Below are 11,480 nucleotides of genomic sequence, written 5' to 3' on the forward strand. Positions count from 1 at the left end.
ACGTTCGGGAGAATTGGAAAGCGTGTTTGGGGCAACCCCTCACAAGTTCGAATCTCGTATCCTCCGCCTCCGCCCACCAGGGCAAACGAAAGGCCCCGACCGGTTTCCGGTCGGGGCCTTCGTCGTCCCGTTGCAGGTTCGGTCTCCCGACCTGGCTCTGTCGGTCCGGTCAGCGCCCGACGCCGAGGGCGACGGAGTCGATGACGCCCTGCCAGACCCGGCGGTACCCCTCGCGGAGTGGACCGCCGACGGTGTCGAGGATCGCCGAGGCGATGTCGATCAGCGGTTCCGGGTCCTCCGTCCGGCCCAGGTGGGCGTGGGCCTCCAGCAGGGCGCCGCCGCGCTCGGGGTCCGCCTCGACAAGGCGGCGGACCAGCCACTTGCCGGTGCCGGTCCAGGTCCGGCGATGATCGCAGAGCAGGTCGGCGGCGGTGTTGACGACGAACCCCGCGACGGCCAATCGCTCCAACGGGTCGGTGGCGTCCCGCAGGTCGTCGATGGCGTCCGTCAACCCGTAGCGCTTGGTCTCAACCGTCCCGGGCTCCAGTGCGGGCGGGCCCTGCCGGAGGTCCGCGTCCGCCAGGGCCCTGGCGCGTCCGGCCTCCCCGTCCACGTCCACCAGGACGACGCCGGTGGCGTACATGCTCTGCAGCACCGCGCGGCGGGTGGCGACATCGACGGCGAACAGGTCACGGAGACCGGCCCGGGTGTGGACGAAGAGCTCCACGACCCGGCCCTCGAAGCGCAGCGTCTCCCGGTAGGTCTCACCACCGCTGGCCACCAGGACCGCGATGTCCAGGTCACTGCCTGCGGTCGCCCGGCCCTGCACGGTGGAGCCCGCGAGGACCACGGCGAGGGCATCGGGGAAACGGTCCTGCACGAGACGTCGTGCTTGGTCGATCGGTTCGTGTCGCATCGGACCACGGTCCCACAGGTGCACCGATCGCCGGCGCCCCGGCCCGGCCTCCGCCGGTCACCCGACCGGGCCGGGGCCGTCCCGGTAGATCGAGGCACCGAGCGCCGGCAACCTCTCGACTGCGTCGAGATCGAGGTCGGCCAGGTCGCGGTGGAGGTGAATGCTGCGCAGGGCCTCCTCCAAGGTCACCTGGGCGATCCCGGCGCCGAGGCAGAAGTGCCGGCCGTGGCCGAAGGCCAGGGACGTACCGGCCGGCGAGGTCCCGGCCTCGTGCGCGCTCCCGGTCGCGGCCTCCACCGCGGCGGCCCAGGCCAACACGCCGACGACCCGCTCACCCGCACCGATCTCCTCCCCGTGGAAGGTGATCGGACAGCGGGACCGGCGCGGCGCGAAGTGGAATCCCGTGTCATTCCCGAGGCACAGCTCGACCAGTCCGGCGAAGTTCCCCTGCTCGGCCAGGCGTTGTGCCTCCGTCGAGCCGCGCAGGAAGCGCAGCGCGCCGACGAGCGCGTGGCAGGTCGGGTCGAGCGCCCCGGTGACGAGCTGCATGTAGAGCGCGGCGAGTTCGTCCGGGGACAACTCCACGCCGGCCTTGGTCAGTTCGGCGAGCAGCCAGTCCTCCCCGCTTCGGGCGCGTACGGCCAGCCACTCCTTCAGATCCCCGATCCGGTCCAGCGCCGCATCGGCCATCCCGATGTCCTGGCCGTCGTTGGACAGGTACGCGATGGTCGGGGCGGTCATCGCCCTGAGCCGGTCGATCTCCTCGGACGGCAGCCGCAGCAGCAGGGCGAGCATCACCTCACTGACCGGCCGGGCGAAGCCGGCGACCGGTCGGCGACCGTCCGCCCGCCGGGCGATCTCCTCGAAGGCCGCACGGAACGCCGGCCGCAACTGCTCCGCCCGGGTGCGGGAGAAGTACCGGCGCAGCGCCCGGCTGGCCGCGCGTTGTGCCGGCGCGTCGGAGAAGACCGGCCAGAGTCCGAGGAACGCCTCCAGCCGCTCGACGGCCTCCGCCCCGGGCACGCCGACCAGGGCGGGCTCGAGGGGCGAGGCGCCGCGTGCGACGAACCGATGGTCAGTCAGCATCTCCCGGAGGTGCGCCGGATCGGTGACGTACCAGGACCGGGTCGGCTCGTGCCGGGCGGCGGCCCGGCCGGTGGCCCGGAGCGCGGAGTAGGCCCGGTACGGATCGCCGGTGAGCAGGTGATCGACGTCCCCCGGGGCAGGGCGCTCCGGTCGTGGTGTTGCGGACATGGGATGGTGAACCTTTCTGGCGAGGTCGGTCAGGCGCCCGGGACCGCGTCGAAGCGCAGTGAGACCTGCCCGCTCGCTGCCCCGGTCAGCTCGGCGGTCCGGCCGAGCGGGATCGACATGATCGGATCGACGTGGCCGAACGGGAGGTCGGCCACCACCGGTACCTCGATCCCGTCGGTCACCTCGCGGAGCCGTTGGCGGACCACCTGCTCGTCGATCCCGATGCCGGCGGGCACCCGCCCGAGCGCGAGCCCGGCGATCCGCCCGAACCCCTCCTGCCTGCTCAACTGGTGGAGTAGGCGCAGGGCCTGCCACTCCTGGGCGCTGTCGGAGATCTCGATCAGTAGGAGACGGCCGGCGAGCCGGGGCCAGTAGGCCGTCCCGGCATGCGACAGCAAGGTCTCCAGGTTGACCGCCAGGACCTCCCCGCGTCCGGCCCCTTCCTTGATCACGACGGGGGCCGGGGCGGGTACTTCGGCCCTGCGCACGTGGTCGCCGCTCCCCCAGGGCAGCCGCTCGTCCACCCGGACCTCGCTCCAGGGCACCTCGTAGGCCTCCCCCCTGGTGGCCCGGAGGAGAGAGTCGAGGGAGTACGGGTGCACTCCCCCGAACTCTCCGAACTGGGGCAGCACCGCCGGTCCGTAGATGCTCGCCAGCCGGGCCCGCTCACTCAGGTACAGGTGGAGCGAGCTGGTGTCGCTGTACCCGATGAACCACTTCGGATTGGCCCGGATCAGGTCCAGGTCCAGCGCGTCCAGCACCTGGTGGGAGGCCCAACCGCCGATCGCCGACACGATCGCGGCCACGTTCGGGTCGGCGAACCCCCGGTGCAGGTCCGCGACCCGGGACGCCACCGTCCCCGCACCGGGGTTCCGGCCGTCCGCGACGTGGGTGCCCAGCCGGACCCGGAACCCGCGCCGCTCCAGCTCCAGGACGCCTCGCCGCAGTCGGTCCTCGAACCTCGACGCGGTGTTGGAGGACAGCGACACCACCAGGATCTCGTCGCCCTGCTCCAGCGGCGGCGGGAAGACGGGCGGCGGGAAGGCGCCTCCGCTCATCTCACTCACCGTCGGACGGCGGCACCGCGCTGGGCCCCGCGGTGGCGCGGGAGGTGATGATGCGACGGATCCGGTCGGCGATCTCGGCCAGCGGGACGTCCGACTCCTGCGAGCCGTCCCGGAACCGGAGGGCCGCCGTGCCCGCCGCCACGTCCCGGTCGCCGGCGACCACGACGAAGGGGGCGCGCAGGCGCTGCGCGTTCAGGATCTTCTTCGGCAGCCGGTCGCTGGAGGAGTCGAGCTGTGTACGGACGCCCTCTTCGCGCAGCTCGTCGAAGAACTTCGCCAGGTACTCGGTGTGGCCCGCCTCGGCGTCGCTGCGCACCGGGACGCCCACCGCGTGGATCGGCGCCATCCAGGCGGGGAACTGCCCGCCGTAGTGCTCGATCAGCACACCCAGGAACCGCTCCAGCGAACCGAACAGCGCACGGTGGATCATCACCGGACGCACCCGGGCGCCGTCGGCCGCCTGGTACGACAGCTCGAACCGGGCCGGGGTCTGGAAGTCGAGCTGGATGGTGGACATCTGCCAGTTCCGGCCGAGCGAGTCCCGCACCTGGACGCTGATCTTGGGGCCGTAGAACGCCGCGCCCCCCGGGTCGGGCACCAGCTCGAGACCGGTGGAGTCGGCGGCGGCGACCAGCGCCTGGGTCGCGTTCTCCCAGTCCTCCGCGCTGCCGATGAACTTGTCGGAGTCGTCCCGGGTCGACAGCTCCAGGTAGAAGTCGCGCAGACCGAAGTCCCGCAGCAGGTCCAGCACGAAGGCGAGGACCGTCTTCAGCTCCTCCTGGATCTGGTCCTGGGTGCAGAAGATGTGGGCGTCGTCCTGGGTCATGTTCCGCACCCGGGTCAGACCGTGCAGGGTGCCCGAGCGCTCGTACCGGTGCACCGAGCCGAACTCGAAGAGCCGGAGCGGGAGTTCCTTGTACGAGCGGCCGCGGTTCTTGAACACGACCGCGTGCATCGGGCAGTTCATGGCCTTGAGGTAGTACTCGCTGCCGTCCACCGCCATGCCGGGGAACATGCCGTCGGCGTAGTACGGGAGGTGTCCGGAACGGAGGAACAGGTCCTCCTTCGCGATGAAGGGGGTGTTGATCAGGGTGTAGCCGGACCGGCGGTGCTTGTCGAGCGAGTACCGCTGCATCTCGTCCCGGATCGCCGCGCCGTTCGGCAGCAGGATCGGCAGCCCGGGGCCGATCTCGTCGGCGAAGGTGAACAGCTCCATCTCGGAGCCGAGACGACGGTGGTCCCGGCGCGCCGCCTCCGCCAGGAACTCGCGGTGGCGGGCCAGCGCCTCCTCGTCCGGCCACGCGGTGCCCTTGATCCGCTGAAGGCTCTCGTTCCCCTCCGCACCCCGCCAGTACACGGCGGAGGCGGCGGTCAGCTCGAACGCCACCAGGCAAGCGCTGTCGGAGGCGGTCACCTCGGTGCCGACACCGGTCCAGATCGGCTCGGCGCCCTCCGGGCCGACCGCGAGACCGAAGACCTCGGCGGACGCATCGGCCAGCGCCTCCTCCGCCAGCTCCCGCGCGAAGGCGTTGCCCGCCGCGTACTCGCCGATCTCCGCGACGGAGCCGAGCCGCCGGGCCGCGATCGCCGACCGACGCCTGACGATCCGACGCATCCGCTTGTCGAGCCGCTTCAGGATCTCCGGGGTGACCGGCTCCAGGTTGGCGAAGTCGTGGTAGAAGCCGTCCTCCGCCGGGCCGCTGCCGGCGGGCAGCGCCTCCGGGAACTCCTCGTGGACCGCCATGGCGAGCACCAGGGCCGCAGTGGCCCGCAGCACCCGCAGGTCGTTCGGGGACGGGGAAGCCTGGGCTTCCGTCGGGAGGGGGGTGTTCGGGTCCTGCTCCAGGACCGGTGCTTCAGCCATTGTTCTGTGACTCCGTCGCGGTGGCTTGACTTCTGGTTACTTGCGAACGAGGTGGAACACGAGGTCGCCCGGGTACTCCCCTTCGCCGAACGGCGTGCCCCGGTAGTCCGAGTCGATCCGGACGATCTCGAATCCGGCGCGCTCGACGAGCGGCACCACCTCGCCGAGAAAGTAGTAGCGGGTGCGGTAGTGCCAGTGGAGGTCGTAGGTCTCACCCTCGGGCGTGGTGACCGTGTAGTCCTCCTCGATCAGCTGGGTCTGCCGGAAGTGATCCCGGTCGTTGACGGTCACCACGCGCTCGATGCGGTGGCCCTCGCCGTCCACGAAGGTCTGCGAGGCGATCACACCGGTCGTGGAGAGCATGGGGATCGACGGGTTGAACAGGTCGAAGACGAAGCGGCCACCCGGGCGGAGGCTCTGCGCGATCCGCCGCAGACAGGCCTCGAACTCCGTCGGCTCCACCACGTGCTGGAACACCCGGAAGGGGGCGATCGCCAGGTCGATGCCCTCCCCCTCGAAGGACTGGATGAGCTCGCAGCGGGTCTCGACGGTGTCGATGCCCCGAGCCCGCACCGCGTCCTTCAGGACCTCGACTTCGTCGGCGTCCATGTCCACCGCGACGATCCGGGTCTCCGGCAGGAGCTCGGCCAACCCGAGGGTCACCCGCCCGGTGCCGCAGCCGAATTCGGCCAGTCGCCGGGGTGCGGCCTCGACCGCCTGGTCCAAGTAGAACCGGACGTCGTCGGTGCGCGACTCGTAGACGAGGTCGTAGACGGACGCGACGTTCTTGTATTTCAGGTCCACAGGTTGTTCTCCAGATGTTCTGACCAGAGGGCGTCGAGGTCGGAGCGGGCGAACCCCTCGGCCGCGTAGAGGTCCCGCAGCCAGCCGTACAGCTCCGCCGGGCCGAGACCGGTCCGGCCGACGGCTGCCCGACACGCCTCCAGGTACTTCCGCAGGAGCTTGGTGCGGCCGTCCCGGTTGGAGGGCCGCAGACCTTCGTTCCAGAGCACCGCGGCGACCAGGAAGGCGTCCTGCAGATGGCGGGCGGCCTGCTGTCCGACGGCCGACGAGGGGGGAAAGGCGGGGAAGGCGAAGGCGTCCAGGACGTGGTCGAGACCGAGCCCGGCCCTCAGGATCGTGGTGTCGCCGAAGCCGATCTCGGTGAAGGGCTCACCGAGCGGGCCCGTCCCGTCGGGCGTGAAGTCGATGTAGTTGCCCACATCGTCGTAATCGCCGGTCGCCGGGTGGCGCAGGGCGACGTTGAAGTTCACGCCGTACAGACCGGGGACACCGATCGAGTGGGTGTAGTACCTCGGCTCCCGACTGTCCCACTCGATCCGGACCTTCTCGGCGAACACCTCCAGCGCCGGGAACAGGGTGCGGTGAACGCGGCTCGCCCGGACCAGGACGTCCTCGGGTGCGAACCCGCAACGGTCGAGGAAGAAGGCGGCGGTGCACTCGGCCGGCCCCTCAGCGGAGCCGGCCGGGAGCACGATCGAGAAGTTGGTGAAGTGGCCGCCCCAGGTGAACGGGGTGACGCAGTCACCGAGCGTCCGGAGGTTCTGCGTTCGCACCGCCGGCTGGACCGCCACCACCCCGCCCGCCGCGACCCCACCGGGGATCCACGGCTTGAGCGCGCTGATCGACGATCCGATCAGGTGAACGGAGCGGTCGGCCCCGGAGGAGACCGGCAACTCCGGCACCCGCCGGGCCTGCGGGAAGGACTCGACGAAGTCCTCCGCCACCCGCGTGCGCAGTGCCCGCCTGCTCTCCAGCGTCGTGCTCGGGAGCGTCATGCTCAGGGGGCCAGGGTGAGGCCGTTGAGCCGGGGCACGAGCTGGAGGTCCCGGATGTCGTCGTGGCGCAGCAGCCACATCATCCAGCGCTCGACACCGAGTCCGAAGCCCGAGGTGAGCATCGGACGCTCGGACTTCATCTTGACGTACCAGGCGTAGTCCTCCTCGGCGACCTCGTGGTGGGCGAGGGCCTTGCGGGTCTGCTCGCCGTCCACGTGCCGCTCGCCGGCGCCGACCACCTCGCCGATACCGAGCAGCAGGTCGGCGCAGCGGGCCTTGTCGGTGCCGGGCTCGTAGGCCTGGTAGAAGGGGACGGACAGGTGGTCGAAGTGGGTCAGCCACAGCACCGGGCTGATCTCGTCCATCAGCCGGCGTTCGCCGGCCCGGGTGATCGTCCGGAAGCCGGCCGGGTCATGGCGCACGCAGTCGGCCGCGTTGCCCAGGTGCTCGACCGCCTCGTCCACCGTCAGCTGCGGGATGACCTCCATCTCCGCCATCCGGACGATGTGGTCCACAGAGCCGGCGACGGCCGCGATCTCGCTCTCGAAGTCCCGCAGGGCGGCCCGGGCGAGCGTGCGGGTGTACTGACCGACCACGTCCTGGACCTCGGTGAGGCCGCCGAGGATCTCGGCCTCGCTGTGGAAGAACTGGTTCAGGTGGGTCTTGTCGGCCTCCTCACCGCGGAAACTCGGCATGAGATACCAGGCGCCCTCCGGGGCGATCCGACAGCCGTACTCCAGCAGGAACTGCATCGAGTCGGCCAGGTAGACCTTCTCGCCGAACAGGTCGATCTGGACCGGCAGGCTGTCGCTGCCCAGCCCCATCGGGCTGGAGACCGAGCCGGTGGTGATCGGCAGGTGCAGGTTGAGGGCGCGGCGCTGCTTCCAGAAGTCCGCCGTGACCTGGAGGAGCTGGTCCTGGAGGCGGACCAGGAGCTTCATGGCCGGGTCGTCGAGGATCTTGAGGAAACGGTCCGGGTCGGTCACCGCAGCGGTCGGCTTCATTCTGATGAACCTTTCACAGGATGGACATTACAGATGTTACGACTCATTGGTCAATATTGTTGTCAATATGCAGGTCGTCCAGGGCCACCACCCGGAGCTCGGCGGTGTACCCCTGCCCGTGGCCGTCGTGCAGCCAGGTGTCCGTCAGGTCGGGCAGCATCTCGGTCAGCCCGAAGACGGCGGACGGGAGCTCGGCGGCGCCCCGAACCGTCCGGGCGAACAGGTTGACCAGCGGAATACTCCCGAAATCGAGGAAAGTGGGCTTGTCCTCGGTGGGAGAGCGATAGAAGACCCGTTCCGGCAGGTTCCTCTCGGCCCGGAACGCGCGGGCCGCACGGAATCGCTCGGCCTCGTCCCGCAGCGCCGCCCAGGCGAGCTCCTCGATCTCGATCGCCCAGGACTCCCGGGCGACCACCAACCGGTCGATGGTCACCCTCGGCCGGTGGGCGGCGGGGGCGAAGGGCTTGAAGCTGTTGACCGTCACACCGGACAGCACCTCGCCCAGCATCTCCAGCAGGTCGCAGCGGAAGTCGTCCACCGCCGACCGGACCACCAGCTCGCCGTTCTCCCGGTGCACGGTCAGGTCCGCCAGGGCCAGTACCCGGCCGGCCGGCTCCACGCTGGGCGCACGGAGCGTCCAGTACGTGTACTCGGGCGACAGCAGCGCCGAGGGCGGCGCCAGCCGGGAGGTGACGGTGGGCCAGTCCTTCGGGGGGACCAGGTAGATCCGACGTCGGCCGTGGTCGGCTGCGTCCGCCGCGCGCAGTCGCCCCGGTTCCGGGTGCTGCTCGACGAAGACCCGACTCTCCATGGTGTTGAGCGCGGTGTGCAGCTCCCCGAGCACGGCCAGGTAGCGGCCCTCGTTCACGGCCGCCGCGCTCGGCGCGGCGATCATGAGGTCGGGGGAGTGGTGCACGGCGGCGGCCCAGGGCGGCCGGACCGTCGGGAACTCCCGGCGGAAGCGTTCCGCCAACTCATCGCCGGTACGCAGCACCGGCTCCGCGCCCTCGATCCCGCCGAGCGCGCGTCGCCAGCGCTCCTGGAGGTCGGCGATCGCCGTCCGCACCGGGGCCGGCAGCGCCCGCGCGGAGTAGAAGAGGTGCGGGGTGGCCGACGCCAGCAGGCGGGCGAGCGGCATCGCCGTCGCACCGCTCCGGGTCGACCACCGGTCGAAGATGCCGAGGAACAGCGCGCGGTACTCGGCCGCGATCCGACCGACCAGCCAGCGCGCGCTGTCCAGCACCAGCCCGAGCGGGGCGGCCAGCTCCGCGCGGAGCGCGGCGCCCAGGTGGACCTCGACGTCCCGGACGCAGTCCTCGTAGACCAGCGTCCGACCGGCGTAGTTACGGCCGTGGTGGCGTTCGGCCGCCGTTCCGGTGGCCGCCACGAAGGCGGTGTTGAGCCGGTCCGTCGCGGCGGAGAGCGCGGCGGCGTCCCCGGCCGCGGCAGCGACCGCGTCCCGCGCCAGACAGAGTTCGTCCAGGACGGCCAGCGCGCGCTCCCGCGCGTCCGGATCGCCGATCCGGACGAGCTTCGCCCGGAGGGTGGCCTCCGGGTGGGCCTCCACCGGCCCCTCCAGGTCTAGGGAGACCAACCCCCGGTCGCGCAGGTCCGTCAACACCGCCAGCAGCTCCGCGTCGGTGGCTCCGGCACCGGCGGCGCAGACCTCCCGGGCCGTCCGGAAGCCGTCGCACCGGGCGAGGACGGCGGCCTCCGACGGAGCGAGCTTTTCCTCCCCCTTGCCCGCCCGGTGCAGGACATCACCGTCCAGACGGTCGGCGGCCGGACGACGGGGGGTCAGCCACGGGACGATTTCCGGGTCGGAGCCGAGCACCCGGGCGAGGGTGTCGATCGCCCAGGACTCGAAGTAGACGGTGCGTCGGCCGACCAGCCGCTCCCCCGCCTCGACGGTGAGGGCCGCCGGGTGGTCGCCCCAGTCCGCCCAGCCGACCGGTCCGAAGAAGCCGATCGTGTCGTTCTTCACCGTGTACCGCTGGAGGTAACTGGTGATGGCCAGCTCGTGGGACCGGCCACGGACGTTGCGGGACTCACCCGCCGCGGCCTTGTCCAGGCAGTCGCCGAGCAGTCGCCGGTTCTGCCAGGTGACGGCCTCGCGGAAGAGCGGGTCGGCGGCCGCGCTGCGGATGGCCCCGCTCAGCCGCACCGTCCCCTCCTGAAACGCCTGCCGGTAGGCCTCCGGCGACGCCGTGCCCGCTATGGCCGCGTCGGCGGCCGCCGCCAGCTCGGGGTCGACCAGGGCCTCCAGTCGATCCGCCGAGAAGCCCGCGCTGCGCAGGACCGCATCACGCCAGAGGCTCCAGCCCGTACCACCGAGCGGGACGGTGTGGTCGGTGTGCGACTCGGCCATGGCGCTCCTCGCAATCGTTCCGGATGGACGGCCCAAACATTACGCAGAACATGACTCCCTGGTCAATAAATGTGTCAACATCTTGAAGAAGACCCCTCCGGCTGGCATGGTGAACCCCCGATGGAGATCCGAGCACCATTGAGGAAGGTGAGCCTTGAAGGCACTGGAGAACGTTCGCGAGCGAGCCTCGGCGGCGGTCCGGTCGGGCACCCACCTGGGAATCCAGCTCCATGTGACGCTGCGCGGTGAGGTCCTGCTGGACGAGGCCTTCGGCGAGTCGGCACCGGGGGTCCGGCTCACCACCGACGACCAACTACCGTGGATCTGCTGCACCAAGCTCTTCGGCGCGTTGGCGATCGGCCAACTGATCCGGGACGGGGCACTCGCCGCCGACACTCCGCTGGCCGAGCTGGTGCCCGAGTACGCGGTGCGCGGGAAGGAACGGGCGAACCTCGCGCAGCTGATGTCGCACTCCCTGCCGTTCCGGCAGGAGAGCGTCCGCCACCCCTTCTCGGCCCTGGGTCACGAGGAGGCGTTCGCCGCCGCCTGCGCGATCGAGCTCACCGGCGAACCCGGCAGCGAGGGCTGGTACAGCGCCATGGAGTCGTGGGTGGTCGTCGCCGAGATCGTGCGGCGACGGTCCGGCCTGAGCTACCCGCAGTACGTGGCCGAACGGATCATGCGCCCTCTGGGCATGACCCGGACGGCCTTCGGCGAGCAGGGGGCGCCCCGCCCGGTGGGCCTCTACGAGCAGATCGACGGCCGCCAGGAGCCGACCGGACGGGTTTCCGCGAACGTCCTCGCGCCCCACCTCCCCGGCACCGGGGCCTGGGGGCCGGCGAACGAGCTGTCCCGCCTGGTGGACTGCCTGGCCGCCCCCGAGCGCCTGCCCGACCTGGGCCTGGACCGCGCGGTCGTGGACATCCTCACCGCCGACCACCGCAGCGGACTGCCCGACCGCAACTTCGGCGACCTCGACCTCGCCTGGGGCCTCGGCATGTGCACCGACCGGGCCTGGTTCAGCGCCCCGAGCGGCACCCGGGTCGCCGGGCACACCGCGTACGGCTGCGGAATGGTCGTCGCCGACCTGGACCGGGAACTGGCGGTCTCCTTCCTCTCCAGCGGCGTGGTGCCGCCCGGCAGCGGCGGCAGCCGGCTGGAGAACCTGATCGTGCGCGAGCTCTGCCAGGAGATCCGGGCCTGAACCC

General features: G+C 71.1%; 9 protein-coding genes. 1 reads left to right on the plus strand and 8 read right to left on the minus strand.

Annotated features, from left to right (window positions below):
• Positions 1-169 precede the first annotated feature (169 nt).
• Genes ACQ614_RS17195 through ACQ614_RS17230 form a run of 8 tightly spaced genes read right to left on the minus strand, consistent with a single transcriptional unit; the run spans position 170 to position 10,272 of the window.
• On the minus strand, positions 170-916 hold the full coding sequence (locus tag ACQ614_RS17195; RefSeq protein ID WP_431679437.1) for a nucleotidyltransferase domain-containing protein: 747 nt from the start codon (positions 914-916) through the stop codon (positions 170-172).
• A 57-nt stretch (positions 917-973) separates the two neighbouring features.
• A complete protein-coding gene (locus tag ACQ614_RS17200) occupies positions 974-2,170 on the minus strand; it encodes a cytochrome P450 (protein WP_431679438.1) in 1,197 nt (398 codons plus the stop codon).
• Positions 2,171-2,199: 29 nt separating this feature from the next.
• On the minus strand, positions 2,200-3,228 hold the full coding sequence (locus ACQ614_RS17205) for a S66 peptidase family protein (protein WP_431679439.1): 1,029 nt from the start codon (positions 3,226-3,228) through the stop codon (positions 2,200-2,202).
• A 1-nt stretch (position 3,229) separates the two neighbouring features.
• Positions 3,230-5,101, minus strand: a complete 1,872-nt coding sequence (gene thrS / locus ACQ614_RS17210) for a threonine--tRNA ligase (protein ID WP_431679440.1) — start codon at positions 5,099-5,101, stop codon at positions 3,230-3,232.
• A 36-nt stretch (positions 5,102-5,137) separates the two neighbouring features.
• Entirely contained in the window at positions 5,138-5,905 is a 768-nt protein-coding gene (locus tag ACQ614_RS17215) for a class I SAM-dependent methyltransferase (protein ID WP_431679441.1), read from the minus strand.
• Positions 5,896-6,900, minus strand: coding sequence for a hypothetical protein (locus ACQ614_RS17220; protein WP_431679442.1), 1,005 nt, complete (start codon positions 6,898-6,900; stop codon positions 5,896-5,898). Before ACQ614_RS17220 ends, ACQ614_RS17215 begins: the two co-directional genes overlap by 10 nt.
• Positions 6,901-6,902: 2 nt before the next feature.
• Positions 6,903-7,904 (minus strand): amino acid--tRNA ligase-related protein, encoded by a 1,002-nt coding sequence (locus ACQ614_RS17225; RefSeq protein ID WP_431679443.1) that lies wholly within the window; start codon positions 7,902-7,904, stop codon positions 6,903-6,905.
• A 43-nt stretch (positions 7,905-7,947) separates the two neighbouring features.
• On the minus strand, positions 7,948-10,272 hold the full coding sequence (locus ACQ614_RS17230) for a lantibiotic dehydratase (protein WP_431679444.1): 2,325 nt from the start codon (positions 10,270-10,272) through the stop codon (positions 7,948-7,950).
• A 154-nt stretch (positions 10,273-10,426) separates the two neighbouring features.
• Between ACQ614_RS17230 and ACQ614_RS17235 the strand changes: the two genes are divergently transcribed.
• Entirely contained in the window at positions 10,427-11,476 is a 1,050-nt protein-coding gene (locus ACQ614_RS17235) for a serine hydrolase domain-containing protein (RefSeq protein ID WP_431679445.1), read from the plus strand.
• Positions 11,477-11,480 lie beyond the last annotated feature (4 nt).

The sequence above is a fragment of the Kitasatospora dryopteridis genome, assembly GCF_050749075.1.
Classification (GTDB): Bacteria; Actinomycetota; Actinomycetes; order Streptomycetales; family Streptomycetaceae; genus Kitasatospora.

Bases quoted from the DNA above. Each gene is read 5' to 3' on its own strand.
- ACQ614_RS17230 (WP_431679444.1), bottom strand. From the start codon at position 10,272: ATGGCCGAGTCGCACACCGACCACACCGTCCCGCTCGGTGGTACGGGC.
- ACQ614_RS17195 (WP_431679437.1), bottom strand. From the start codon at position 916: ATGCGACACGAACCGATCGACCAAGCACGACGTCTCGTGCAGGACCGT.
- ACQ614_RS17225 (WP_431679443.1), bottom strand. From the start codon at position 7,904: ATGAAGCCGACCGCTGCGGTGACCGACCCGGACCGTTTCCTCAAGATC.
- ACQ614_RS17220 (WP_431679442.1), bottom strand. From the start codon at position 6,900: ATGACGCTCCCGAGCACGACGCTGGAGAGCAGGCGGGCACTGCGCACG.
- ACQ614_RS17200 (WP_431679438.1), bottom strand. From the start codon at position 2,170: ATGTCCGCAACACCACGACCGGAGCGCCCTGCCCCGGGGGACGTCGAT.
- ACQ614_RS17205 (WP_431679439.1), bottom strand. From the start codon at position 3,228: ATGAGCGGAGGCGCCTTCCCGCCGCCCGTCTTCCCGCCGCCGCTGGAG.
- thrS (WP_431679440.1), bottom strand. From the start codon at position 5,101: ATGGCTGAAGCACCGGTCCTGGAGCAGGACCCGAACACCCCCCTCCCG.